Source organism: Streptomyces sp. NPDC001194 (genome assembly GCF_042896985.1).
In the GTDB taxonomy this organism is placed as follows: domain Bacteria; phylum Actinomycetota; class Actinomycetes; order Streptomycetales; family Streptomycetaceae; genus Streptomyces.
This window is the reverse complement of record NZ_JBIAXU010000001.1, coordinates 317,517-343,301: the sequence shown is the minus strand read 5'-3', so window position 1 is coordinate 343,301 and position 25,785 is coordinate 317,517. Positions and strand designations below refer to the sequence as shown.

General features: G+C 71.5%; 16 protein-coding genes. 9 read left to right on the top strand and 7 right to left on the bottom strand.

Going from position 1 to position 25,785, the window contains the following annotated elements; genetic code table 11:
- Nucleotides 1-60: 60 nt before the first annotated feature.
- Nucleotides 61-2,673, top strand: a complete 2,613-nt coding sequence (locus ACFY1T_RS01595) for a SpoIIE family protein phosphatase (RefSeq protein ID WP_390786941.1) — start codon at nt 61-63, stop codon at nt 2,671-2,673.
- Nucleotides 2,674-2,728: 55 nt separating this feature from the next.
- On the opposite strand, the gene ACFY1T_RS01590 is transcribed toward ACFY1T_RS01595, so the two are convergent.
- The 7 genes from ACFY1T_RS01590 to ACFY1T_RS01560 form a co-directional block, all read right to left on the bottom strand.
- Nucleotides 2,729-3,457, bottom strand: a complete 729-nt coding sequence (locus ACFY1T_RS01590) for a PspA/IM30 family protein (RefSeq protein WP_390786520.1) — start codon at nt 3,455-3,457, stop codon at nt 2,729-2,731.
- Between the two features lie 33 nt (nt 3,458-3,490).
- Complete coding sequence (locus ACFY1T_RS01585; protein WP_390786940.1) at nt 3,491-5,623, bottom strand: TPM domain-containing protein; 2,133 nt, start codon at nt 5,621-5,623, stop codon at nt 3,491-3,493.
- Nucleotides 5,624-5,680: 57 nt separating this feature from the next.
- Nucleotides 5,681-8,989 carry a protein kinase gene (locus ACFY1T_RS01580; RefSeq protein ID WP_390786519.1) on the bottom strand — a complete coding sequence of 1,103 codons (3,309 nt, stop codon included), beginning with the start codon at nt 8,987-8,989 and terminating at the stop codon, nt 5,681-5,683.
- 78 nt (nt 8,990-9,067) lie between these two features.
- Entirely contained in the window at nt 9,068-9,841 is a 774-nt protein-coding gene (locus ACFY1T_RS01575; RefSeq protein ID WP_390786518.1) for a succinate dehydrogenase/fumarate reductase iron-sulfur subunit, read from the bottom strand.
- Complete coding sequence (locus tag ACFY1T_RS01570; RefSeq protein ID WP_030868435.1) at nt 9,838-11,757, bottom strand: fumarate reductase/succinate dehydrogenase flavoprotein subunit; 1,920 nt, start codon at nt 11,755-11,757, stop codon at nt 9,838-9,840. The genes ACFY1T_RS01575 and ACFY1T_RS01570 overlap by 4 nt, the downstream gene beginning before the upstream one ends.
- A gap of 1 nt (nt 11,758) precedes the next feature.
- Nucleotides 11,759-12,580 carry a hypothetical protein gene (locus ACFY1T_RS01565; protein WP_390786517.1) on the bottom strand — a complete coding sequence of 274 codons (822 nt, stop codon included), beginning with the start codon at nt 12,578-12,580 and terminating at the stop codon, nt 11,759-11,761.
- A gap of 142 nt (nt 12,581-12,722) precedes the next feature.
- Entirely contained in the window at nt 12,723-12,953 is a 231-nt protein-coding gene (locus tag ACFY1T_RS01560) for a hypothetical protein (RefSeq protein ID WP_390786516.1), read from the bottom strand.
- A 348-nt stretch (nt 12,954-13,301) separates the two neighbouring features.
- Between ACFY1T_RS01560 and ACFY1T_RS01555 the strand changes: the two genes are divergently transcribed.
- From ACFY1T_RS01555 to ACFY1T_RS01520, 8 genes are all read left to right on the top strand, one after another.
- Entirely contained in the window at nt 13,302-15,602 is a 2,301-nt protein-coding gene (locus ACFY1T_RS01555; RefSeq protein WP_390786515.1) for an ABC transporter family substrate-binding protein, read from the top strand.
- Between the two features lie 317 nt (nt 15,603-15,919).
- Nucleotides 15,920-17,824: a translational GTPase TypA gene (typA, locus tag ACFY1T_RS01550; RefSeq protein WP_229336657.1), complete on the top strand. Its 1,905-nt coding sequence runs from the start codon at nt 15,920-15,922 to the stop codon at nt 17,822-17,824.
- Nucleotides 17,825-18,253: 429 nt separating this feature from the next.
- A complete protein-coding gene (locus tag ACFY1T_RS01545; RefSeq protein WP_030868426.1) occupies nt 18,254-19,891 on the top strand; it encodes an ABC transporter substrate-binding protein in 1,638 nt (545 codons plus the stop codon).
- Between the two features lie 174 nt (nt 19,892-20,065).
- The gene (locus ACFY1T_RS01540) at nt 20,066-20,998 is read left to right on the top strand and encodes an ABC transporter permease (protein ID WP_030868423.1); all 933 of its coding nucleotides are present in this window, start codon (nt 20,066-20,068) and stop codon (nt 20,996-20,998) included.
- Nucleotides 20,991-21,938 (top strand): ABC transporter permease, encoded by a 948-nt coding sequence (locus tag ACFY1T_RS01535; RefSeq protein ID WP_390786514.1) that lies wholly within the window; start codon nt 20,991-20,993, stop codon nt 21,936-21,938. Before ACFY1T_RS01540 ends, ACFY1T_RS01535 begins: the two co-directional genes overlap by 8 nt.
- Nucleotides 21,939-21,958: 20 nt before the next feature.
- Nucleotides 21,959-23,005: an ABC transporter ATP-binding protein gene (locus tag ACFY1T_RS01530; protein WP_390786939.1), complete on the top strand. Its 1,047-nt coding sequence runs from the start codon at nt 21,959-21,961 to the stop codon at nt 23,003-23,005.
- Nucleotides 22,998-24,050 carry an ABC transporter ATP-binding protein gene (locus ACFY1T_RS01525; RefSeq protein ID WP_030868397.1) on the top strand — a complete coding sequence of 351 codons (1,053 nt, stop codon included), beginning with the start codon at nt 22,998-23,000 and terminating at the stop codon, nt 24,048-24,050. The genes ACFY1T_RS01530 and ACFY1T_RS01525 overlap by 8 nt, the downstream gene beginning before the upstream one ends.
- Before the next feature lie 97 nt (nt 24,051-24,147).
- Complete coding sequence (locus ACFY1T_RS01520) at nt 24,148-25,767, top strand: ABC transporter substrate-binding protein (protein ID WP_390786513.1); 1,620 nt, start codon at nt 24,148-24,150, stop codon at nt 25,765-25,767.
- Nucleotides 25,768-25,785: the final 18 nt, after the last annotated feature.

The window sequence follows — 25,785 nt, the reverse complement described above, 5'->3', positions numbered from 1 at the left end:
ATACTTCGGTCATGGCCGGTCCGGTTGCGGTGAGCTGGAGGGGACGGTCGCGTGAGCGAGATACCTGCGCAGGCACATCAGGCCCGTGTGCCCGGGGAGACATGGCACGACTCCCTGTGGCACAGCAGCCCGCCTGGCTCGATATATGACTACATAAAGGTCGCGTCCTTTTCCATCGGACCCGACGGGCTCGTCGACCAGTGGAGCCTGCGCGCCGAGGAGCTGTTCGGGCTGACCGCCGGGGAGGCCGTGGGCCGTGACCCGGTGGACGCCTTCATGCCGCCGGAGCTGCGCGCCGACGGCCACCGCAGAATGGCCGAGATCCTCGACGGCAAGGAATGGACCGGCCTCGTCCCCTTCCGCATCCCCGGCGGGGACGGCGCCCACGGCGTGGCCGAGATCTACGTGATGCCCACCCAGACCGAGACCGCCGAGCGGGCCGCGCTGTGCGTCGTCGTCGACGTACGCGCGCTGCGCCGCATCGAATCCGACCTTGCCGCTTCGCAGGCCATATTCGGCCAATCTCCTTTCGGCTTCCTGCTCTTCGGCACGGACCTCACCGTGCAGCGGGCCAACCGCCGTTTCGCGACCGTTTTCGGCGGTGCCGTCGAGGAACACCGCGGCCGCACCGTCCACGACTACCTCCCGGCCCAGGAGGCCGACCGGATGACCGAGGCCCTGCGGCGGGTCCTGGAGACCGGAGACTCCGTCACCGATCTCCGGATCACCGGCGCCGCCCCCGGCAGCCGGGACCACCGCCACTGGTCCATCAACCTCTACCGCGTCCACGGCGGCACCGGCCGCCCCATCGGCGTCGCCGGCCTGGGAACCGACGTCACCCGCCGCCACCTCGCCGCGCGCGAGGCCGCCGGGGTCCGGCGCAACCTCGCCCTGCTCAACGAGGCCGGACACCGCATCGGGAACTCCCTCGATCTGGAGACCACAGCCCGCGAACTGCTGGACGTGACCGTCCCGGGCTTCTGCGACCTCGCCGCCGTCGACCTCTACCAGGGGCTGCTGCTCGGCGACGACGACAGGCCCGCCCGGCCGCACGGACCCGGTGTGCCCCCGCTGCCGCACGGGCGGGGCCCCGGACGGGCGCCCTCCCCGCCGCTGCGGCGGGTCGCCTTCGCCTCGGCCGTCTCGGACGGTCCGCTGTCCGACCCGGGCGCGGCCGTCTCCGTGGGGGAGGTCCACCGCTATCCGGCGGCCTCGCCGGGGGCGCTGGCCCTGCGGACCGCCCGGCCCCGGCTGATCGAGGGCGGCGGACCGGACGACCTCGTCCAGTCCACGCTCGTCGTGCCGATGGTCGCGCACGACACGGTGGTCGGGCTCGCCCAGTTCTCCCGTACGAAGGGCAGCGAGCCCTTCGGGGAACGGGACCGGGCGGTGGCCGTCGAGCTCGCCGCCCGCGCCGCCGTCTGCATCGACAACGCCCGCCTCTACCGGCGCGAGCACGAACGGGCGCTCATACTCCAGCGCAGCCTGCTGCCGCCCGGGGACCCCGAGGCGGCCGGCCTGGACATCGCCTGCCGGTACCTGCCGGGGAACGCGGCCACCGAGGTCGGCGGGGACTGGTTCGACGTCATCGAGCTGCCGGGGCACCGCACGGCGCTCGTCGTCGGCGACGTGATGGGCCGGGGGCTGCGGGCCGCCGTCGCGATGGGCGAACTGCGCACCGCCGTACGGACCCTGGCGCTGCTGGACCTGGAGCCGGCGGAGGTGCTGACCGCGCTCGACGAGATCGCCCGCGGGCTCGGCGCACCCGGCGGCGCCCAGCAGGCCTCCCGGGCGGCCCTGCACTCGCGGGACGCCGACCGCTCGGAGGTGTACCTCGCGACCTGCGTGTACGCCGTGTACGACCCGGTGACCCGGCGCTGCACCATCGCCAACGCCGGCCACATGCCGCCGGTTCTGGTGGAGCCGGCCGAACCGGGCGCCCCGCCGCGGCCCGCGCTGCTGCTGGAGGTGCCGCCCGGGATGCCGCTCGGGGTGGGCGGGGAGCCGTTCGAGGAGGTGGAGGTCGACCTCCCCGAGGGCGCCCTGCTGGCCCTCTACACGGACGGGCTGGTCGAATCCCGCGACCACCCGCTGGAGGAGGGGCTGCGCGGACTGCGGGACGCGCTCGCCGACCCGGTGCGGCCGCTGGAGGACGTCTGCGACCACGTGCTGAACACGCTGAACACCCGGCACGGAGAGGACGACATCGCGCTGCTGATGGCACGGGTGCAGGGGCTGCCGATCGACGCCGTCGGGGACTGGCAGCTGCCGCGTGAGGCCCGCTCGGTGGGCCGGGCGCGGGAACTGGCGCGGGCGAAGCTGCCGGCGTGGGGGCTCGAGGGACTGCTCGACACCACCGAACTGCTGGTCAGCGAGCTGGTGACGAACGCCCTCCGGTACGGCGAGGGCGAGATCCGGCTGCGCCTGCTCCTCGACCGCACCCTCGTCTGCGAGGTCTGGGACGGCAATCTGGTGCAGCCGCGCCGCCGCCGTGCCCGGGACACCGACGAGGGCGGGCGCGGCCTCCAGCTGGTCGGCATGCTGTCGGCGGGCTGGGGCACGCGGCGGACCCACCGGGGGAAGACGGTGTGGTTCGAACTCCCGCTGCCGGGCGGCGGTTCGGAGCCGGTGACGGAGCTGTCGGCGGAGCAGCTGCTGAGCATGTACGGCTGAGGGCCGCCGGGCGGGGTCCGGGGCGGCCGCCACCGGACCCCGCCCGGCGGTGTCGTCACGCGGCCTTGCGGGACTTGAGCGCCGCCAGCCGGGCATCGATCTCCGAGGACGTGTCCAGGTCGTCCAGGGCCTCGAACTGGGCGTCCAGGGACGAGGCCGCCAGCTCCTGCTTGCCGAGCGCCCGGGCCTCCTCCCGGCGGACCTTGTCCTCGAAGCGGGCGATGTCGCTCGTCGGGTCCATGACGTCGATGTTCTTCACCGCGTCCATCATCGTGTTCTGCGCCTGCGCGGTCTTGGCCCGGGCCACCAGCTCGTCGCGCTTGGCCGTCAGCTCCGTCAGCTTGTTCCTCATCGAGTCCAGCCCGGACTTGAGCTTGTCCACGACCTCCGTCTGGGCGGCGATCGTCGGCTCCGCCGTCTTCGCCTCCTTCTCCGAACGCAGCTGGCGGCCCAGCGCGACCTTCGCCAGGTTGTCGAACTTGTCGGCGTTCTCGGCGTCGCCCGCCGTCCCCGACGCCCGCAGCTCGTCCGCCTTCCGGCTCGCCGCCAGCGCCTTGCCGCCCCACTCCGCGGCCGCCTCCACGTCCTCCCTGTGGTCCGCCTCCAGCATCCGCAGGTTGCCGATCGTCGTGGCGACGGCCTCCTGCGCCTCCGCGATGTTGTTCGTGTAGTCGCGGATCAGCTGGTCCAGCATCTTCTGCGGGTCCTCCGCCTGGTCCAGCAGCGCGTTGATGTTGGCCCTCGCGAGCTGGGTGACGCGGCCGAGGATGGTCTGCTTGCTCATCGGTGCCCTTTCCACGGGGTGGTGAAGAGTGGGTCAGAAACGGCCGCCGCCGCCCATGCGGCCGCGGGTGCCCCCGCCGCCGAACGAGCCCGGGCCGGGTCCCCCGCCGCCGAAGCCGCCGCTCCCGAAGCCCCCTCCGAAGCCCCCGCCTCCGCCCCGGCCCCGGCCGCCGCCCAGGATCTCGCCGAGGATGATCCCGCCGAGGACCGCGCCGCCCATGCCCCCGCGCTGCTGCCGCTGCCCGCCGTACGGGTTCTCGTACGCCCGTACGTCCTGCTCCGCCAGCTCCTGGGCCTGCCGCGCCAGCCCGTCCGCCTGCTGCGCCTCGGCCAGCGCGCCCGCCGGGTCCGAGCCCGCCAGCGCCTGCGACCGCTCCAGCCTCCGCCGCGCCTCCGCCAGCCGGGTCCGGGCCTGGCTGCCGACCGCGCCCCGGCTCGTGGTGACGTAGTCCGTCGCCGCCCCGATCGCGCTGCGCGCCGAGAGCATCGCCTGGTCCAGCAGGGCGGCCGCCCGCTGCCGGCCCGTCTCCCGCTCCCGCGCCCCGGCCAGCGCCTCGTCGAGGACGGCGTCGGCCTCCTCCACCCGGCGCAGGGCGTCGATCGGGTCGTACCGGCCGGCCGCCTGCTCCCGCCGTACGCCGGCCAGGACCGCCTCCGCCCGGCCGATCCGGCCGCGCAGGTCCGCCGTCGAGGCCCCTTCCGCGGTACCGGTCAGCAGGCCGCGCGCATCGGCGAGGTCGGTGTCCGTCTCCGTGAGCGCCCCGGGCAGCTTCCCGGCCGCCTCCGCCAGCTCCTGCGCCCGCCGCTCCACCGCGTCGACGAGCGTGGCCGCCTGGTCCACCGCGCCCTCGGCGGCCCGTACGTGCACGGCCGCCTTCCCGTTGTCGCCCCCGTCGATCGCCGCCCGGGCCTCGCCGAGGCTGGTCGTCGCGAACAGCAGCCGGTCCTTGGCCTGTTCGGCGTTGGAGGCCACCGGCGCGGCCGCCGAGTCCGCGTAGCGCCCGGTCAGCGCGGTCAGTGTCGCCTCGGCCGTCGTCGTACGGCCCGTCAGCGCGCGGAAGTGCGCCTCCACCGTGGCGAGCGCCTGCGGGGCGTTCTTCTCCAGGTCCCGCAGCCGGTCGAAGTCGGCCGACTCGGCGTCGAGGCGCCGGTTCGCCTCGGTGCAGCGGGCCACGATCTCGTCCAGCATCCGCCTCCGCGTCGGATCGTCCTCCGGGTACGCGTCGTCGAGCTGCTGGCGCAGCCGGAACGCGGCCGTCAGCTCGCTCTGGGCGAAGGCCACGGCCGCGGTGAAGGTGCCCACCGCCTCGTCGCCGAACTGGGCGGAGGCGAAGCCGAGCTCCTCGCTGCTGGTGCGGATCGCGTCGTCGGTCTCGACCAGCAGGGACTTGGCCTTGGAGTCCAGTTCGGGCAGCGGGAGCGCGGTCGTGGTCGCGGGCTGACCGCCCCACCCCGTGGTGCCGGAGCCCGCGCCCCCGCCGCCGCCCTTGCGCTTGCGGCGGCTGTACGCGTACACCCCGAGGGCCCCCGCCGCGCCGACGACCACCACCGGGAGCACGTAGTCCCCGGCCCCGCCGCCCTCGTCCGGGCCGCCTCCGGGGTTCGCGACGCCGGGGGTGACGGCCGGCACGGGTACGGGCTTGCCGTCGAGCACGGCCCCGTACCCGTCGGCGGCGCCGATCGCGGCCCCCGCCCAGTCGTTCTGCCGCAGCGCGGGCTCGATGGCGGTACGGGCGACGTCCGCGAGCTGCGCCTGCGTGAAACCGGAGTCGACATCGGCCGAATAGGCGTACTGGCGGGCCCCGGTCGCCACCGCCAGCAGCACGTCGTCCTGGCCGAGGCCGTTCTTCTGGGCGGTGGCGTCCGCCCAGCTCTGCGCGGAACGCCCGGAGAAATCGTGCACGTACGTCACGAAGAGCTGGATCCGGTGGCCCGCGTACAGCCGCTCCAGCGCGGCGGTGACGGCGGCCGTCCGGTCGCCGAGGGCGCCCACGCGGTCGGTGATCTGCCCCTGCTGTGACAGCGTGACGGGATCCTCGGCCCGGGCGGCCGGCGCCCCGGCCACCCCCCAGCCGCCGAGCCCCAGCAGAGCGGCGGCCAGGACGAGCCCGGCCCGTACGGTTATCCCGGCGGTGGTGCGTCGCTTCGACCTGCTCCTGGGCGGCATCACATTTGGGAGGGTATGGGCCCTTCCACCCAGCCGCACCCGGAGCGGACGGCGCCCCTACGGGAGTGCGTACGCCGACAGTTCCGGGCGGGCGAGGACCAGGTGGTCGCCGGTCAGCAGGACCTCCCCCGGACCGGATGCCGGCGGCTCCCACCGGCGGCGCTGTTTGCCGGTGGCAGGGTCCAGGACGGCGACGAAGGGCTCGGCGGAGCGGTTCAGGAGGCCGCGCCGGCCCCCTTCGGGCACCTGGACGTACAGCCCGCCCGGGCGCAGGCCCAGCAGTTCGATCGCGCGCGGCGCCGAGTCCCGCCGGGTCAGCGCCCGCTGCCAGCGCAGCGCCCCCGACCGCGCGTCGAGCGAGCACACCAGGTCCCCCTGGCCCGGGCGGTACGCCGTCACGTACACCGCCCCGCGCTCGACCAGCAGCCGCGGCGCCGGGGCGCCCGGGGCGAACCGCCACAGCTCCCGCCCGGTGGCGCGGTCCAAGGCGCGCAGGTGCCCGCCGTCCAGCACGTGGACCGCAGGCGAGTCGCCGGACGTGCGGTGGGCGGTCTCCGGGCCCCGCAGCCGGGACCACAGCCGCCGCCCGGACGGCAGGTGCAGGGCCTGGACCCGCCCGGCGTCCGCGAGGACCAGGCAGTCCCCCTCCGCCGCCAGGGACCGGGTGGCGGGCGGCAGGGAGCGCCGCCACTCCACCTCGCCCGTCGTCGCGCGCAGTACGGTCAGCTCGCCCCGCGCGTCGTGCACGAGCACCGGCCCGGCGTTGCGCAGCAGCCCGTCCCGCGGCAGGTCCCGCCACCAGCGCACCCGACCGTCGCGCGGCTCCCGCGCCACGATCCGCATCCCCGGCTCGCCGGTCCGCTCCACGACGACGTACACCGTGGCGGCGTCGGCCACGCAGTACACCCGTACGTCCCGCCCGGCCCCGGGCAGCGGCGGCGCGGCCGCGCCCTCGTCGGCGTACGCCGTCCAGCGGACCGCGCCCGCTTCGGCCCGTACGCAGCCCACCTCGGCGCCCGACCGCCACACCAGGGCGTCCCCGGCCCGGTACAGGGCGTCCGGGCGGACCCCCTGCCGCCAGCGGAGGTCGCCGCCTGCCGCCGGCCGGGGCGCCGCGAGGGGCTCGGCGAGCGCCGTGGCCCCGGCCGGCGGCGGGCTCCCGGTGCCGGCCGCCGGCCCGGACAGCCAGGGCGTACCGGCCCCGGCCACGCAGTCCCGGGCGACCAGCGCCAGCGCCCGGGCCCGGTCGGCCGGCCCGGGCAGGGCGCGGGCCGCCGCGGCGCGTTCGCGGGCCCGTGCCGGGTCGAGCGCCGGCGCGGCGGCCCGGGCCACCCGCTCGCGGGCCGCCGCGAGGGAGGCCAGGGCATGGCCGGCCTTGTCGTCGCCGGCCGTCTCCGGGCTGTCGCGCAGCAGGGCGCCGGCCAGCGTGCGCAGACGCTCCGCCTCGACCTGGCCGAGCCGGCCGCTCACGTCCTGCCCGGCCGCCTCCTCGCGCAGCCACGCGGCCCGCTCCCGCAGCACCTCGGGCAGCGCCGCCTCGGCCTGCTCCAGCGCGCGGGCCCCGCCCGCCGGATCCCCGGCCCCGGCCCGGTCCTCGGCCACCTGGCACAGCGCCAGCAGGCGGGCCCCGGCGGAGCCGATCCGCCCGCTCAGGCGCAGGGCCGTCTCCAGGTCCCGCGGGGCGACGGCCAGCACCGTGTCGTACGTGGCCGCCGCGCGCTGTCCCGGGTCCCGGATCAGGGACAGCCGGTGCTCGGCCTCCTCGGGCCGCGCCGCCACGAGGGCCGCCTCGATCCGGGCGCGGAGCCCGCCCGGCGCGGGGCGTCCGCCGAGGTGGTACCCGGCGATCTGGGAGGCCTGCTCGGGGGCCACCTTGACCAGTTCCTCCGCCAGCGCGCGCAGCGGAGCTTCCCGCCGGGAGCCGGAGACCGTGAACAGCGCCTGCTGCGCGTCGGTCAGCAGCCGCCGGGCCCGCGCCGGGGCGTGCGGGGCGGTGGCCCGGGCCAGCGCCGTCAGCAGCCGGGCCACGCGGGCCCCGTCGCCCCCGCCGTCCGTCCATGCCGCGGTCTCGGCTTCGGCGAGCAGCGAGGCCGCGAGCTCCGCGTCGAAGCGGGCCGCGGCGTCCGCGGCGACGGCCAGCACCTCGACGCGGGCGTCGTCGGCGCCGCGCAGCTGCCGCAGGGCGTCCTCCGCCTCGCCGAGCAGCCCCCGTACCAACTCCCGCACTCCGCAGGCCACGCCCGCGCCCGTCGCGGCGGCGCCCACCCGCTCGGCGGCCGGCCCGGCGCCGGAGCCGGAAACGGGCCCCGGAGCCCGACCGGCCCCCGCGCCGGTCCCGTGCACCTGCTCCGGACCGGCCTCGGGCCCTGGTCCGGGCGCCTGCCCGGCGCCGGCCTCCGGCCGGGCTCCCGGCGCCCGGCCGGCCCCGTCCCCCGGGTCTGGTCGCGGCGTTGCGCCGTCCCGGCCCTCCGGGCCCGTACCCGACCCCCGCTCGGCCCCGGCCTCGACCCCGGCCCCGCCCTCGGCGTCGACCCTGGCCCCGCCATCGCCGTACATCCCCCGGAGGGCCTTGCCCACGGCCTCCGCCGACTCCGGCCGGTCCGCCGGGTCCTTCGCCAGCAGGGCCAGCACCAGCCGGTCCAGCTCCACCGGGACCGGCGCCCCCGCCTCGCGCAGCGGGACCGGCGCCTCGGCGACGTGCCGGTGCATCAGCACGTACGGGGACTCGGCCTGCCCGAACGGCGGCGCCCCGCTCACCAGCGCGTACAGCACGCACCCCAGCGCGTACAGATCGCTCCGGGCACCCACCCGCTCGCCCCGCCACTGCTCCGGCGCCATGTACGCGGGGGTGCCGATGATCCGCCCCGTCACCGTCCAGCCCGCGGTCGCGTCCGCGGAGTGCGCGATCCCGAAGTCGCATATCTTGATCCGCGCACCCGGCAGCAGGAACAGGTTGCCCGGCTTCAGGTCCCGGTGGACCACCGCCTGTCCGTGTGCGACGGCCAGCGCCTGCGCCGTCTGCGCGGCCAGGTCCACCGCGAGGTCCACGGCGAGCCCGCCGTCCCGCGCCAGCACCGTGGCCAGGTCCTCTCCGGACAGGAGCTCCATGACGATGAACAGCCGGCCGTCCTGCTGTCCCACGTCGTGCACCACGGTGATCCCGGGGTGCTGGAGCCGCGCCCCGATCGTGGCCTCGCGTCTGAACCGCGCGACCACCTCGTCGTTCGTGACCGCCTCCAGCAGCACCTTGACCGCCACGGACCGGTCCAGCAGCAGGTCGTGCCCGCGCCACACCTCGCCCATGCCGCCCTGGCCGAGCCGCTGCTCCAGCCGGTACCGGCCGGCCAGTTCATCCCCCACCCGCACCGCAGAGCCCCCTGACATCACGTCATGCGACGTTTTCCCAGGGGGCATTGTGTCCTGCCGAGTGAACGGCCGGGGGTGCTACAGACCGGCACGCCTGCGGATCTTGGCGCCCAGCCACACCAGCGGGTCGTACTTGCGGTCCACCGCCCGCTCCTTCAGCGGGATCAGCGCGTTGTCGGTGATCTTGATGCCCTCGGGGCAGACCTCCGTACAGCACTTGGTGATGTTGCAGTAGCCGAGCCCGTGCTCCTCCTGGGCGGTGCGCTTGCGGTCCAGGCCCGCCTCGTCCGCCGCGTCCAGGGGGTGCATGTCCAGCTCCGCGACCCGCATCAGGAAGCGGGGACCGGCGAAGGCGGGCTTGTTCTCCTCGTGGTCGCGCACCACGTGGCAGGTGTCCTGGCACAGGAAGCACTCGATGCACTTCCTGAACTCCTGCGAGCGCTCCACGTCCACCTGCTGCATCCGGTACTCGCCCGCGGCCACCCCCTGCGGCGGCACGAAGGCCGGGACCTCGCGCGCCTTCTCGTAGTTGAAGGACACGTCCGTCACCAGGTCGCGGACCACCGGGAAGGCGCGCAGCGGCGTGACCGTGATCGTCTCGGACCGCTCGAAGGTGGACATGCGGGTCATGCACATCAGCCGCGGCCGGCCGTTGATCTCGGCACTGCACGAGCCGCACTTGCCCGCCTTGCAGTTCCAGCGCACCGCGAGGTCCGAGGCCTGCGTGGCCTGCAGCCGGTGGACGATGTCCAGGACCACCTCGCCGTCGTGCACCTCGACGGTGAAGTCCCTGAGGGATCCGCCCTCCGCGTCGCCCCGCCAGATCCGGAAGCTCGCGTCGTACGTACTCATTCGTACAGCTCCTCTTCGGCGAGGTACTTGACCAGCTCTTCCTTCTCGAAGAGCGCGAGCAGGTCGGGGCGGACGGGTTCGGTACGGGTGCGGACGAGGACGATCCGGTCGGCTGCGGGGTCCTCGGGCGCCGGCTCCACCGGACGGCACAGCAGGTTCACCGGACGCCAGGCGCGCTCCATCGACGGGCAGTCCTCCCGGGTGTGCCCGCCGCGGCTCTCGGTGCGCTCCAGGGCCGCGCGGGCCACGCACTCGCTGACCAGCAGCATGTTCCGCAGGTCCAGGGCGAGGTGCCAGCCCGGGTTGAACTGGCGGTGCCCCTCGACCCCGGCCCGGGCCGCCCGTACGCGCAGACCCGCCAGCTTCTCCAGGGCCTCGGCCATCTCGCCCTCGCGGCGGATGATCCCGACCAGGTCGTTCATGGTCGTCTGGAGCTCCTGGTGGAGCGTGTACGGGTTCTCCGCGCCCTCGGCGGCGTGGAACGGTGCCAGCGCCTCCGTCGCGGCCGCGTCGATCTCCGCCTGGGAGACCGCGGGCGGTGCGCCGGCGAGGCCCTCGGCGTACTCCGCCGCGTGCAGCCCGGCCCGCCGGCCGAACACCAGCAGGTCGGAGAGGGAGTTCCCGCCCAGCCGGTTCGAGCCGTGCATGCCGCCCGCGACCTCACCCGCCGCGAACAGGCCGGGGACGCCCACGGTCGCGGCGGTGTCGGAGTCCACCGCGATCCCGCCCATCACGTAGTGGCAGGTCGGGCCGACCTCCATCGGCTCGGCGGTGATGTCCACGTCCGCCAGCTCCTTGAACTGGTGGTACATGGAGGGCAGCCGCCGTTTGATCCGCTCGGCCGGCATCCGGGTGGACACGTCGAGGAACACCCCGCCGTGCGGGGAGCCGCGGCCGGCCTTGACCTCGGAATTGATGGCCCGGGCCACCTCGTCGCGGGGGAGCAGCTCGGGCGGGCGCCGGTTGTGGTCGGGGTCCTCGTACCAGCGGTCGCCCTCCTCCTCGGACTCCGCGTACTTCTCCTTGAAGACGTCCGGGACGTAGTCGAACATGAACCGCTTGCCCTCGCTGTTGCGCAGCACCCCGCCGTCGCCGCGCACCGACTCGGTGACGAGGATGCCCTTGACCGAGGGCGGCCAGACCATGCCGGTCGGGTGGAACTGCACGAACTCCATGTTCAACAGGGGCGCCCCGGCGAGCAGGGCCAGCGCGTGGCCGTCGCCGGTGTACTCCCAGGAATTGGAGGTGGTCTTGAAGGACTTGCCGATCCCGCCCGTGGCCAGGACCACGGCCGGGGCCTCCAGGACGAAGAACCGGCCGGACTCGCGCTCGTAGCAGAAGGCCCCCGAGACCCTCTCCCCGCCGTTCGGACCGCGATCCTTCAGCACCCTGGTGACCGTGCACTCCTGGAAGACCTTGAGCCGGGCCTCGTAGTCCCCGAACTCCTTGAAGTCCTCCTGCTGGAGCTGGACGATCTTCTGCTGGAGGGTGCGGATCAGCTCCAGGCCGGTCCGGTCGCCCACGTGAGCGAGGCGCGGGTACTCGTGCCCGCCGAAGTTGCGCTGGGAGATCCTCCCGTCCGGGGTGCGGTCGAACAGCGCCCCCCAGGTCTCCAGCTCCCAGACCCGGTCCGGGGCCTCCTTCGCGTGGAGTTCCGCCATCCGCCACTGGTTCAGGAACTTGCCCCCGCGCATGGTGTCGCGGAAGTGCACCTGCCAGTTGTCGCCCCCGTTGACGTTGCCCATGGAGGCGGCGATCCCGCCCTCCGCCATCACCGTATGGGCCTTGCCGAACAGGGACTTGCAGATCACGGCCGTACGCCTGCCCCGCTCGCGGGCCTCGATCGCGGCCCGCAGCCCGGCGCCGCCCGCGCCGACCACGACCACGTCCCACTGCTGCCGGTCGACTTGAGCCATCTCAGAAGAACCTCGGATCGGTGAAGGTGCCGCTGGCCAGCAGGTACACGTAGAAATCGCACAGGGCCACGCTGATCAGGGAGGCCCACGCGAGCTGCATGTGACGGGTGTTGAGCCGACTGACCCAGCCCCACAGCCGGTAGCGCACCGGGTGCTTGGAGAAGTGGCGCAGGCGGCCGCCCATGATGTGCCGGCAGGAGTGGCAGGAGAGCGTGTAGGCCCAGATCAGCGCGATGTTGACGAGGAACAGCAGCGTCCCGAGGCCCATGTGGCCCCACGCGTACCGGTCATCGCGGAAGGTCAGCACCGTGTCGTAGGTGAGGATGCCGGCGACCGGCAGCGCCGCGTAGAAGAAGTACCGGTGGATGTTCTGGAGGATCAGCGGGAAGCGGGTCTCGCCGGTGTACTTCGCGTGCGGCTCGGCGACGGCGCAGGCGGGCGGCGAGGCCCAGAAGCCCCGGTAGTACGCCTTGCGGTAGTAGTAGCAGGTCAGCCGGAAGCCGAGCGGGAAGACCAGGATCAGCAGCGCGGGGGACAGGCCCCACCAGCTGCCGAACAGGTCGAGGTTCGGGCCGCCGCGCATCTCCCGGCAGTTCTCCGCGAGACACGGGGAGTAGAACGGGGAGACGTACGGGGCCGCGTAGTAGTCGGCGTTGGCGAAGGCCCGCCACGTCGAGTAGACGATGAAGGCGAGCAGCCCGGCCGCGGTGACGGCGGGGGCCAGCCACCACCGGTCGGTGCGCAGGTGCCGGGCGGCGATGGCGGCCCGGGAGGCGTCGTGGACGCCGGTCAGCTGCCGGGGTGGTTCCGTGCCTGTGGCCAAAGGGGACTCCGGGTGGAGTGATGAGGGGTGCCCCACGGGGCCCGGCCGCGGACGGCCGGGCGGGGCGGGGCGCTGGGGTGGCGCGGGGGTGCGGGTGCTGCACGGGGGCCCGGGTGCGCGGCTGCGCCCGCCGGGCCGGGTCTCAGGGCGCCCGTCGGTCGCGGGCGCCGAGACCCTCGTCGTCGGCGTCCTTCCACAGCGAGCTGTCGTACGGGGTGTCCGGGACCAGGACCATCCCCTCCTGCCGTGGGGCCCGCGGGGTGGCCGGAGCCTGCCGGGCCGCGTCCTCGACGTCCCGCTCCAGCCGTTCCACCGAGCGGACCAGCTCGTTCAGATTGCGCCGTACGGCCGTCAAATCGTCCTGCAGGGACATGACTTGCCCTCACTTCCGCTGGTTGCGGTGGCAACGCTCATGTGCGCCTGCGAGTGTCGCGCCTCCCGTCCCCGGTTGTGAAGGGACGTGCAGCGATTGCGGGCGCGCAGGCGCGATCCGTGCGCCCTCCCCGCTCCCGGTTCGGTCCCCCTTACGAGCGAACGGCCGTCAGCGGTGCAAGCCGGATTGGTCCGCACGGGTGGGGTTCGCGGCGTGGCGAGGGTCGGCTGCGGGAGGTGCGGCGAGCTGTGGATTTCAGTGTGTTGCGGCACCCAGTGTGATCAGCTCCATATACCGCCAAACGTGATCAAGCTGCCCCTTTCGCGCCCCGCCCCGGAGGTACCACCCATGTCCCAGAGAAGGCGCAGGTCCTTGGCGCTGCTGACCTCGGGAGTCCTCGCACTGCCGCTGCTCGCGGGCTGCGGCTCTGGTGACGACGAGGGCGGCCCGGTGGCCGCCGGACAGGACATCGCGGCGACGGCCCGCGACAAGGTCGCCGACGGCGGAGTGCTGCGCTGGGCCGTGGACTCCCTCCCGGACACCCTGAACACCTTCCAGGCCGACGCGGACGCCACCACCAACCGGATCGCCGGGGCCGTGCTGCCGCAGCTGTTCGTCCTGGACGAGAAGGGCCGGCCGGTCGCCAACCCGGACTACCTGGAGAAGGCCGAGGTCGTCGAGCGGGAGCCCAAGCAGGTCGTCCTGTACAAGCTGAACCAGCAGGCGGTGTGGAGCGACGGCCGCGAGATCGGCGCCGCCGACTTCGTGGCGCAGTGGCGGGCCCTGAACGGCAAGGACTCGGCGTACTGGACGGCCCGCAACGCCGGGTACGACCGGATCGAGAAGATCGAGCGCGGCAAGACCGACCTGGAGGTCAAGGTCACCTTCGCCAAGCCGTACACCGACTGGCGCTCCCTCTTCTCCCCGCTCTATCCCAAGCAGGTCACCGGCACCCCGGACGCCTTCAACGAGGGCGCCCGCGGCACCATCAAGGTCACCGCCGGTCCGTTCAACCTCGGGGCCATGGACAAGAAGGCCGGCACCGCCGCGCTGACCCGAAACGCCCGCTGGTGGGGCCGGCCGGCCAAGCTGGACTCGCTGGTGCTGACCGCCGTGCCGCGGGCCCAGCGCCCGGCGGCGCTGGCCGCCGGCAAGGTGGACCTGGCGGAGGTCGACCGCGCGGGCGCCGACCGGATCGCGCTGGCCCACCGGGACGCGGCGCACGGCCCGGGCACGGGCGGGGCCCCGGCGCAGGGCCCCGACGCGGCGGTGACCCCGGCGCAGGCCACGCTCTCGTGGGCGCACGCGTACGGCTCCGACGAGGGCAAGGCGGCCACGGAGCGCGAGACGCGGGCGCAGAACGCCGAGGCGGCCGCGAAGTACGCGGACGAGCAGTCGGCCCTGCGGACCTTCACGGTCCGCAAGTCCCTGGAGCCGGCCTACACGCAGCTCGCCATGAACGGGGCCTCCGGCCCGCTGGCGGACGAGCGGGTCCGGCGGGCGGTGGCCCGGGCCCTGGACCGCAAGGAATTGGCCGAGATCGTACTGAAGCCCCTGGGCCTGCCGGCGAAGCCGGTCGGCAGCCACGTGGCGCTGGCCGGGCAGCGGGCGTACGCCGACAACAGCGACGCGCTCGGCGGCAAGGACCTCCAGGCGGCCCAGGCCCTGCTCGCGGACGCGGGCTGGCGCCGGGGCGGCAAGATCACCGAGCCGGCCGGCGCGAAGGCCGGCCCGGAGTCGGAGGAGGGCCAGGACGACTCGAAGACCCCGTCGGGCCCGGGCACCGGCAACGACGGCCTGTACATCGTGGGCGAGACCGACGGGAGCAACGGGGACGGGCTGGACCGGGGGCTCCCGGTGGTGAAGTCCGCGATCAAGACGGGTGCGGAAACGTCTCCCCAGGGCAAGCGGGGCGAGCGGATCGACCCGTCCGACCAGGAGGCCGAGGCCGCCGAAGGAGACGCCCGGGACGACGCCAAGCGCGGCCCCGCCCGCGACGGCGAGGCGCCCGGTCCCGGCAAGGCCGCCAGCGCCTCCCCGGCGCCGGCCCCGGCCAAGCAGACCCGTACCTCCGGGAACATGCTCGCCAAGGACGGCAAGGCCCTCAACCTGCGCTTCGTCCTCCCGGCCGGCCCCGGCTCGGAGGCCCTGCGCTCGGTCGGCGAGCGGATCGCCCAGATGCTCAAGAAGGTCGGTGTGAACACCGAGGTGACCAAGGTCGCCGACGAGAGCTTCTTCAAGGACCACGTGGCCTCGGGCCAGTACGACCTGGCGCTCTACTCCTGGCCCGCGACGGCCTACCCGGCCACCGACGCCCGTCCCATCTTCGCCAAGCCGGAGCCGGCCGCCGACGGCTCGCTCCTCGTCGAACAGAACTACACCCGCGTCGGCACCGACCACATCGACCAGCTCTTCGACCAGGCGCTCGGCGAGCTCGACGAGGAGGCCTCGCGCGACCTGATGCGCAAGGCGGACGCCCGGATCTGGGCCGCGGCCGGGTCCATCCCGCTCTATCAGCGCCCCGAGCTGGTGGCCGTCAAGCCGAACCTGGCCAACGCCGGCGCCTTCGGCCTCGGCACCCCCCGCTTCCAGGACATCGGCTGGAAGAAGCCGGCGGCCGCGAAGGAAGAACCGAAGAAGATGAAGTGACAAAACGGGGCCGGACAGGTTGAGCTTCGGCTCCCAAGCTCAGATGTGACTCAAGTCGCTTGCCCGCCGGAACTCCGGCGGGCAAGGTCGTTCCATACCCGTTGACCCGCGGCAATACCCGCACCATCCTCGGCCGGGACCCCCCCACCCCGTACCCGGCCTTGCTCAGCCTTCCGGCCTCTTGACAGACCCCCCGGCGGGCGGTTCCCGCCACGCGACGTACGATGGGGTAAGGCCGTGGCAGGTTTTCCGCCCGGTCGAGGCGCGCGTGCCGGACCGTACGCGCCGCCATCCACGATCCCGGGAGAAGCGCCGAAGTGCCCACGCGCCACGACATCCGTAACGTCGCCATCGTCGCCCACGTCGACCATGGCAAGACGACCATCGTCGATGCCATGCTCAAGCAGGCCGGTGCCTTCGCCGCCCACCAGCACCTCGACGACCGCATGATGGACTCGAACGACCTGGAGCGTGAGAAGGGCATCACGATCCTCGCCAAGAACACGGCGGTGAAGTACCACCCCAAGGACGGCGGGGCCCCGATCACGATCAACATCATCGACACCCCCGGCCACGCCGACTTCGGTGGCGAGGTCGAGCGCGGTCTGTCGATGGTCGACGCCGTCGTCCTGCTGGTGGACGCCTCCGAGGGTCCGCTGCCCCAGACCCGCTTCGTCCTGCGCAAGGCCCTGCAGGCGAAGATGCCGGTCATCCTCTGCATCAACAAGACCGACCGCCCGGACTCCCGGATCGACGACGTCGTCAACGAGACGTACGACCTCTTCCTGGACCTGGACGCGGACGAGGACCAGATCGAGTTCCCGATCGTCTACGCCTGCGGCCGTGACGGCGTGGCGTCGCTGACCAAGCCGGAGGACGGCACCGTCCCCGCGGACAGCGACAGCCTGGAGCCGTTCTTCTCCACCATCCTGGAGCACGTCCCCGCCCCGGTGTACGACGACGAGGCGCCCCTGCAGGCCCACGTCACCAACCTGGACGCCGACAACTTCCTCGGCCGCATCGCGCTGCTCCGCGTCGAGCAGGGCGAGCTGCGCAAGGGCCAGACCGTCACCTGGATCAAGCGTGACGGCACCCAGTCGAACGTCCGCATCACCGAGCTGATGATGACCGAGGCGCTCACCCGCAAGCCGGCCGAGGTGGCGGGCCCGGGTGACATCTGCGCGGTCGCCGGTATCCCCGACATCATGATCGGCGAGACCCTGGCCGACCCGGAGAACCCGATCGCGCTCCCGCTGATCTCGGTCGACGAGCCGGCGATCTCCATGACCATCGGTACGAACACCTCCCCGATGGTCGGCCGCGGCGGCAGCGGCAAGGGCGCGGACGCCAAGTCCGCGGTCAAGGACCGCAAGGTCACCGCCCGCCAGGTCAAGGACCGCCTCGACCGCGAGCTCATCGGCAACGTCTCCCTCCGCGTGCTCGACACCGAGCGCCCGGACGCCTGGGAGGTCCAGGGCCGCGGTGAGCTCGCGCTCGCCATCCTGGTCGAGCAGATGCGCCGCGAGGGCTTCGAGCTGACCATCGGCAAGCCGCAGGTCGTCACGCAGGAGATCGACGGCAAGACCCACGAGCCGGTCGAGCGCATGACCATCGACGTGCCCGAGGAGCACATGGGCGCCGTCACGCAGCTCATGGGCGTCCGCAAGGGCCGCATGGACAACATGTCGAACCACGGCTCCGGCTGGGTCCGCATGGAGTTCGTCGTCCCGTCCCGCGGCCTCATCGGCTTCCGCACGGAGTTCCTGACCAACACCCGCGGTACGGGTATCGCCCACTCGATCCACGAGGGCCACGAGCCGTGGTTCGGCCAGCTGGTCACCCGTAACAACGGCTCCCTGGTCGCCGACCGCGCCGGTTCGGTCACGCCGTTCGCGATGATCAACCTGCAGGAGCGCGGCGTCCTGTTCACCGACCCCGGCACCGAGGTGTACGAGGGCATGATCGTCGGCGAGAACTCGCGCTCCGACGACATGGACGTGAACATCACCAAGGAGAAGAAGCTCACGAACATGCGTGCGGCTTCGGCGGACAACACGGAGAACGTGATCCCGCCGCGCAAGCTCTCCCTGGAGCAGTCCCTGGAGTTCTGCCGCGACGACGAGTGCGTCGAGGTCACCCCGGAGGCCGTCCGCATCCGCAAGGTCGTCCTGGACCAGAAGGAGCGCTCGCGCACCGCGTCGCGCGCCAAGTCCGCGAAGTAACGGCAAGTCGGCCCGGCCGGGCCGACGTTCCGTCCGCAACCCCTTCACCACGGTTCCGTGGGGGAGGGGTTGTTGGCGTTTGTCAACCGGATTGTTGCGTTCCAGTGTCCACGGTGTCCGTATACCGACCGTGACACTCCGGAAGATGAACTAACAGTCCGTTTCGCACGTGTCTGTCTCCTATCTGTTTGTCCGGATTTCGGGTTTTCGCCATGAGGTGATGTTGTGAAAACGAGACCAGTTAAGTGTGGTTTACGGTCAAGGCGTCCCTGAGGATGGCTCCATTGAGCTCGGGTCAATGGGTCACACGCTGTGGGGAGCGTCGACTCACGAGCACACTCGGGGCACTGTTCAACTCGCCGTCAGGGGTGTCGGCGAAACGTCCATGTGTCCCGCACATCAAACAGTGGACTCATGAGGAGGAAACCCATGCGCGGTGCCAAGAGCGCCAAGTGGGTAGCGGGCGCGATTGTCGTCGCCCTGGCTGCGACCGCCTGCGGTGGCAACGACAAGGGCGACGCCGCCGGCAAGGGTGAGGTTGACCCGAACGGCATCTACTCCGTCGAGGTGGGCGAGCCCGAGAAGCTCCTCCAGCCGGCCGACACGATGGAGTCGAACGGCTCGATCGTCATGTCCGGGCTGTTCTCGCAGCTCGTCGACTACGACGCCGACGGCAAGCTGACCATGGTCAACGCCGAGTCGGTCGAGTCCAAGGACAGCAAGCTCTGGACCGTCAAGCTCAAGCCGGGCTGGACCTTCCACGACGGCACCAAGGTGACCGCCGAGTCGTACGTCAAGGCCTGGAACTGGGCCGCGAACATCAACAACAAGCAGGGCAACGCGTCCTGGTTCGCGGACATCAAGGGCTTCGACGCGCTCCACCCCGAGGCCGAGGGCGCCAAGCCCACCGCCGAGGCGCTGGAGGGCCTGAAGGTCGTCGACGAGAACACCTTCACCATCGAGCTCGGCAACGCCGTTCCGTACTTCGCGTACAAGCTCGGCTACGAGGTCTTCTCCCCGCTGCCCGAGTCCTTCTACAAGGACCCGAAGGCCGCCGGTGAGAAGCCGGTCGGCAACGGCCCGTACAAGTTCAAGTCGTGGGAGCACAAGAAGCAGATCGAGCTCACGCGCTTCGACGACTACAAGGGCGAGAACAAGGCGAAGAACGGTGGTGTGATTCTCAAGAACTACTCCACCCTCGAGACCGCCTACGAGGACCTGAAGTCGGGCAACGTCGACGTCCTGCGTCAGATCGGCCCGAAGGACCTCCCGGTCTACCGCAACGACCTCGGCGACCGCGCCGTGGACCAGGCGTACTCCGCGATCCAGACCCTGGCCATCGCCTTCTACGCCGACCAGTGGAAGACCCCGAAGCCGGTCGACCCGAAGGTCCTGCAGGGCCTGTCGATGGCGATCGACCGCGACACCATCACCAAGACGGTGCTCCAGGGCACCCGCGAGCCGGCCACGGGCTGGGTCGCCAAGGGCGTCCTCGGCTACACGCCGAACGCCACCGGTGACGTCACCAAGTACAACCCGGCCAAGGCCAAGGAGCTCATCACCGCCGGTGGTGGCGTTCCGAACAACGAGATCTCCATCCAGTTCAACTCGGATGGCGGTCACAAGGAATGGGTCGACGCTGTCTGCAACAGCATCACCCAGGCCACCGGCGTCAAGTGCACCGGCGACGCCAAGCCGGACTTCCAGGCCGACCTCCAGGCCCGCAAGTCCAAGCAGGTCAAGTCGATCTACCGCTCCGGCTGGGTCCTCGACTACCCGGTGAACGCCAACTTCATCAGCGACCTGTTCCGCACGGGCGCGGGCGGCAACCAGGGCGGCTTCTCGAACCCCGACCTGGACGCCAAGATCGCCGCTGCCGACACGGCCGCGTCGCTCGACGAGTCGGTGAAGGCGTACCAGGCCGTTGAGAAGGACCTGGTCAACTACATGCCCTCGATCCCGCTCTGGTACTACAAGGTCAACGCGGGCTTCTCGGAGAAGGTCCAGAACGTGAAGTACGCCCAGGACGGCGACCCGATCCTCGAAGGCGTCGAGGTCAAGAAGTAAGTCCCACAGCGTAATTCCGCTCGACGGATGTGGGCCGGCGGGGAGCCGGCCCACATCCGGGCCTAAATGCAGAGCCCGGGGGGCCCTTTCGCGACGCAGTGACGATCCCGTCACGTGCGTGCGTGGCGAAAGGGCCCGTCCGGCTGCCTCTGCCGCATCTTCTACGGAGGCATGATGGGGCGCTATGTCGCACGACGACTGCTCCAGATGATCCCGGTCTTCTTCGGGACGACCCTGCTCATCTTCTTGATGGTTTACAGCCTGCCCGGCGACCCCGTGGCCGGACTCTTCGGTGACAAGGGCACAGACCCCGCCACGCTGGCCGCACTCCGGCACGAGCACGGGCTGGACCTGCCGATCATGCAGCAGTACTGGAACTACATCTCGGACATCCTGTTCCACTTCGACTTCGGCAAGCAGATCCGAAGCGGACGTGAGATCACGGACGTCCTCAGCAGCGCCTTCCCGGTCACGCTCCGCCTGGCCCTGCTGGCCTTCGCCATCGAGATGGTCGTGGGCCTCGGCCTCGGCATCGTCGCCGGCCTCAAGGCCGGCAAGCTGGCGGACAACCTGGTGCTGATCCTCACGCTGCTGATCATCTCGATGCCGGTCTTCGTGCTCGGCTTCATCATCAAGACGGTGTTCGCCTTCCAGCTCGGCTGGATCGAACCCAACGTCAGCAACAACGAGACCTGGGGCGAACTGCTGACGCCGGCCATCGTGCTCGGCTCGCTGTCCCTCGCCTACGTGGCCCGTCTGACCCGCACCTCGATGGCCGAGAACCTGCGCGCCGACTACGTGCGCACCGCCGTCGCCAAGGGTCTCCCGAAGCGCCGCGTCATCGGTGTGCACCTGATGCGCAACTCGATGATCCCCGTCGTGACCTTCCTGGGTACCGACATCGGCGCCCTCATGGGCGGCGCCGTCGTCACCGAGGGCATCTTCAACGTCAAGGGCGTCGGTGGTCTGATCTACGACTCGATCATCCGTCGCGAAGGCCTGACCGTCGTCGGTGTCGTCACCGTCCTCGTCGTGGTCTACCTCGTCGCCAGCCTTCTCGTCGACCTCCTCTACGCGGTCCTGGACCCGAGGATCCGGTATGCCTGACATGACCAAGACCGAAGCCCTGTCGACCGAGGGCGCTGTCGCCCCCGTCGACGCGATCGCACCCGTCACCCACGAGAAGCCCCGCAGTCTGTGGGGCGACGCCTGGGCCGACCTGCGCCGCAACCCGTACTTCCTCGTGTCGTCGGTGCTGATCTTCGTACTCCTGCTGATCGCCGCCTTCCCGGGCCTGTTCACCAGCGCCGACCCCACCAAGGGCGACCTGGTCCACCACTTCCTGACCAAGCCGGAGCTGGGCAGCATAGGTTCGCCCGACTGGTTCGGTTACGACGGCCAGGGCCGCAGCGTGTACGCCCGCCTGATCTACGGCACCCGTGCCTCGATCATCGTCGCCGTCGCGGTGACGCTGATCGTGACGGTCATCGGATCGATCACGGGCATGATCTCCGGCTACTTCGGTGGCGCCACGGACGCGATCATCTCCCGCATCACCGACATCTTCTTCGGCATCCCGTTCCTGCTCGGCTCGATGGTCGTCCTCCAGGCCTTCACCAAGCGCACGGTGTGGACGGTCGTCTTCGCCCTGGCCTTCCTGGGCTGGACCCAGATCACCCGCGTCATGCGCGGTTCGGTGATCACCGTGAAGCAGGCCGACTACGTGCACGCCGCGAAGGCGCTGGGCGCCGGCACCGTCCGGATCCTGTTCCGGCACGTCCTGCCGAACGCCATGGCGCCGGTGATCGTGGTCTCCACGATCGCGCTCGGCGGCTACGTCGGCGCCGAGGCGACCCTGTCCTACCTGGGTCTGGGCCTCGCGTCCCCGACCATCTCGTGGGGTGTGGACATCTCCGCCGGTGCCGCCCAGATCCGCGTGGCCGAGCACATCCTGCTCTACCCCTCGCTGATGCTCAGCGTGACCGTGCTCGCCTTCATCATGCTCGGCGAAGCGGTCCGCAACGCCCTCGACCCCAAGCTGCGCTGAGGAGGGCGTACGTGATCACCATGGACAACACCAGCACCGTTCCCTCCCCGCGTGACGGGAACCCGCAGACCCCGCTCCTCGAAGTGCGCGACCTGCACGTCGAGTTCCACACCCGCGACGGCGTGGCCAAGGCCGTCAACGGCGTCAACTACAGCGTGAGCGCCGGCGAGACCCTCGCCGTCCTCGGCGAGTCCGGCTCGGGCAAGTCCGTGACGGCGCAGGCCATCATGGGCATCCTCGACATGCCCCCCGGCAAGATCCCGCAGGGCGAGATCCTCTTCCGCGGTCAGGACATGCTCAAGATGAGCTTCGAGGAGCGGCGCAAGCTGCGCGGCCGGAAGATCGCCATGATCTTCCAGGACGCCCTCTCCTCCCTGAACCCGGTGCTCTCCGTCGGCTACCAGCTGGGCGAGATGTTCCGCGTCCACCAGGGCCTGTCGAAGAAGGAAGCCCGCCTCAAGGCCATCGAGCTGATGGACAAGGTCAAGATCCCGGCGGCGAAGGAGCGTGTGGACGACTACCCGCACCACTTCTCCGGCGGTATGCGCCAGCGCATCATGATCGCCATGGCGATCGCGCTGGAGCCGGACCTGATCATCGCGGACGAGCCGACCACGGCTCTCGACGTGACCGTCCAGGCCCAGGTCATGGACCTGCTCGCGGAGCTCCAGCGCGAGCTCAACATGGGCCTGATCCTGATCACCCACGACCTCGGCGTCGTCGCCGACGTCGCGGACAAGATCGCGGTCATGTACGCCGGCCGGATCGTCGAGACGGCCCCGGTGCACGAGATCTACAAGCGCCCGGCGCACCCGTACACCCGCGGTCTGCTGGACTCGATCCCGCGCCTGGACCAGAAGGGCCAGGACCTCTTCGCGATCAAGGGTCTGCCGCCCAACCTCCTGCGGCTGCCGACCGGCTGCTCGTTCAACCCGCGCTGCACCGTTGCGCAGGACATCTGCCGTACCGACGTGCCCCTGCTCCAGGTGGTCAGCGAGCAGGACGGCTCCGAGCTGCCCGGCCGCGCCAGCGCCTGCCACTTCTGGAAGGAGCAGCTCCATGGCTGAGCTCACCAAGACCGCCCCCCAGGGCGAGCCGATCCTCCAGGTCCGCAACCTGGTCAAGCACTTCCCGCTGACCCAGGGCATCCTGTTCAAGAAGCAGGTCGGCGCGGTCAAGGCCGTCGACGGCATCAGCTTCGACCTGTACCAGGGCGAGACGCTGGGCATCGTCGGTGAGTCCGGCTGTGGCAAGTCCACCGTCGCCAAGCTGCTGATGAACCTGGAGCGGGCCACCGCGGGCGAGGTCTTCTACAAGGGCCAGGACATCACCAAGCTGTCCGGGCGCGCGCTGAAGGCCGTCCGCCGCAACATCCAGATGGTGTTCCAGGACCCGTACACCTCGCTGAACCCGCGCATGACGGTCGGCGACATCATCGGGGAGACCTACGAGATCCACCCCGAGGTGGCTCCCAAGGGCGACCGGCGCCGCAAGGTCCAGGAGCTCCTGGACGTCGTGGGCCTCAACCCGGAGTACATCAACCGGTACCCGCACCAGTTCTCCGGCGGCCAGCGCCAGCGCATCGGCATCGCCCGCGGCCTCGCGCTCAACCCGGAGATCATCATCTGCGACGAGCCGGTCTCCGCGCTCGACGTGTCGGTGCAGGCGCAGGTCATCAACCTGATGGAGAAGCTGCAGCAGGAGTTCAACCTCTCCTACATCTTCATCGCGCACGACCTCTCGATCGTCCGGCACATCTCGGACCGCGTGGGCGTCATGTACCTGGGCAAGCTGGCCGAGATCGGCACCGACACCCAGATCTACGACCACCCCACGCACCCGTACACCCAGGCGCTGCTGTCGGCCGTCCCCGTCCCGGACCCGGAGGCCCGCGAGGGCCGCGAGCGGATCATCCTCACCGGTGACGTCCCCTCCCCGGCCAACCCGCCGTCGGGCTGCCGCTTCCGCACCCGCTGCTGGAAGGCCGAGGAGCGCTGCTCCACGGAGGAGCCGCTGCTGGCGATCCCGACGCGCTTCCAGGGCGTGAACACCCTGGCCGCGCACGAGTCGGCGTGCCACTTCGCGGAGGAGAAGGCCGTCCTGGCCGTCTGATCCCGCCGGAACGGCAGGAGGGGGCCCAGCCGATCGCGGCTGGGCCCCGTCCGTTTTTCCCGCCCCATCGAAAGCGACTCCCGAGGAGACACCACCCATGCGCACAGCGAGCGCCCAGTGGATCGTCGGTGCCGTCGTCGTGGCGATGGCCGCCACGGCGTGCAGCGCCGGTGAGGACACGGAGGCCGGCCGCACCGGCGGGCACATCACCGTGGTCCTCGGAGAGCCGCAGCACGGGCTGGTGGGGCAGGAGACGGCCGAGACCGAGGGCGCGGAAGTCCTCCACGCCCTCTTCACCGGCCTGGTCACGTACGACACGAAGACCAACGAGCCCAAGCTGGCGATCGCCGAGTCCGTCGACACCACGGACTCGAAGACCTGGACGATCAGGATCAAGGACGGGTACACCTTCCACAACGGCGAGAAGGTCGACGCGCAGTCCTTCGTCCGGGCCTGGAACTGGGGTGCCAACCAGGAGAACACCGCCGAGGCGATGGGCTTCTTCTCGAAGATCGAGGGCTCGGAGGAGCTGGCCCCGGGCAAGGGCAGGACGCCCACCGCCAAGGAGCTCAAAGGCCTGCGGGTCATCGACGACCGGACGTTCACCGTCACCCTGAAGGCGCCGTTCTCCCAGTTCAGGACCGTGCTGGGATACGACGCCTTCTACCCGCTGCCCAAGGCGTTCGAGGCCGACCCGAAGGGCTTCGGCGAAGCGCCGATCGGAAACGGCCCGTTCCGCATGGACGGCAGGTGGGAGCACCACAAGCAGATCAAGGTCAAGAAGTACGACAAGTACCCGGTCGAGGGGCGCGCCAAGCTCGACGGCGTGACCTTCAAGATCTACGACGACCTGGACGAGGCCTACGGCGACCTGCACAGGAACGCCCTGCAGATCACCGACAAACTGCCGGTCTCCGCGCTCGCCACCGTCTCCGAGGAGTTCGGCGACCGCTACATCTACAAGCCGGAAGCCTCCGTCGGCTACCTCGGCCTCCCGCTGGAGGCCAACCCCGAGACCTTCGGCAAGGTCGAGATCCGCAGGGCGATCTCGATGGCCATCGACCGCGAGGCCATCTCCAAGAAGATCTTCCAGGGCACCCGCAAGCCGGCCGACGACTTCATCAGCCCGATCGTCCCCGGCTACCGCAGGGGCGCCCTGGGCGAAGCGGGCACGTACAACCCGAGCAAGGCGAAGGCGCTGTTCCAGCAGGCGGGCGGCGTACCGGGCAACAAGCTGGAGCTCGGCTACAACGAGGACGGCGGCCACAAGGAGTGGATCGAGGCCGTCGCCGCGCAGCTGAAGGCGAACCTCGGCGTCGAGGCCACCGCGAAGCCCTACCCGAGCTCCGCCGCGCTGATCGACGACGTGAAGTCGCAGAAGTTCAAGGGCGCCTTCCGCATGGGCTGGGCCATGGACTACCCGGCGGCGGAGAACTACCTGCGCCCGGTCTTCTCGAAGGAGGCCATCGCCAACGGCTCCAACTTCGGGCGCTACGGGAACGACGAGTTCGAGGCGGTCCTCGCCGCCGCCGACCGGGCGACCGACCCGGCCGAGAGCCTGAAGCTCTACCAGCAGGCCGACGACATCGTCATCAGGGACCTCCCGTACATCCCGGTCTTCACCTACATGTCGGCCGTGGCCTACTCCAAGACCGTGAAGAACGTCGGGGTCGACGCGCAGGGCCGCATCGACCTGGCGCACGTCGAGCTCAACTGACGCCCGCCGGGGCCGCGC

Excerpts from the sequence above, each read along its gene's own strand:
- ACFY1T_RS01540 (WP_030868423.1), top strand. The coding sequence starts at position 20,066 with ATGGGGCGCTATGTCGCACGACGACTGCTCCAGATGATCCCGGTCTTC.
- ACFY1T_RS01520 (WP_390786513.1), top strand. The coding sequence starts at position 24,148 with ATGCGCACAGCGAGCGCCCAGTGGATCGTCGGTGCCGTCGTCGTGGCG.
- ACFY1T_RS01545 (WP_030868426.1), top strand. The coding sequence starts at position 18,254 with ATGCGCGGTGCCAAGAGCGCCAAGTGGGTAGCGGGCGCGATTGTCGTC.
- ACFY1T_RS01555 (WP_390786515.1), top strand. The coding sequence starts at position 13,302 with ATGTCCCAGAGAAGGCGCAGGTCCTTGGCGCTGCTGACCTCGGGAGTC.
- ACFY1T_RS01575 (WP_390786518.1), bottom strand. The coding sequence starts at position 9,841 with ATGAGTACGTACGACGCGAGCTTCCGGATCTGGCGGGGCGACGCGGAG.
- ACFY1T_RS01535 (WP_390786514.1), top strand. The coding sequence starts at position 20,991 with ATGCCTGACATGACCAAGACCGAAGCCCTGTCGACCGAGGGCGCTGTC.
- ACFY1T_RS01530 (WP_390786939.1), top strand. The coding sequence starts at position 21,959 with ATGGACAACACCAGCACCGTTCCCTCCCCGCGTGACGGGAACCCGCAG.
- ACFY1T_RS01570 (WP_030868435.1), bottom strand. The coding sequence starts at position 11,757 with ATGGCTCAAGTCGACCGGCAGCAGTGGGACGTGGTCGTGGTCGGCGCG.
- ACFY1T_RS01525 (WP_030868397.1), top strand. The coding sequence starts at position 22,998 with ATGGCTGAGCTCACCAAGACCGCCCCCCAGGGCGAGCCGATCCTCCAG.
- ACFY1T_RS01590 (WP_390786520.1), bottom strand. The coding sequence starts at position 3,457 with ATGAGCAAGCAGACCATCCTCGGCCGCGTCACCCAGCTCGCGAGGGCC.
- ACFY1T_RS01585 (WP_390786940.1), bottom strand. The coding sequence starts at position 5,623 with ATGCCGCCCAGGAGCAGGTCGAAGCGACGCACCACCGCCGGGATAACC.
- ACFY1T_RS01560 (WP_390786516.1), bottom strand. The coding sequence starts at position 12,953 with ATGTCCCTGCAGGACGATTTGACGGCCGTACGGCGCAATCTGAACGAG.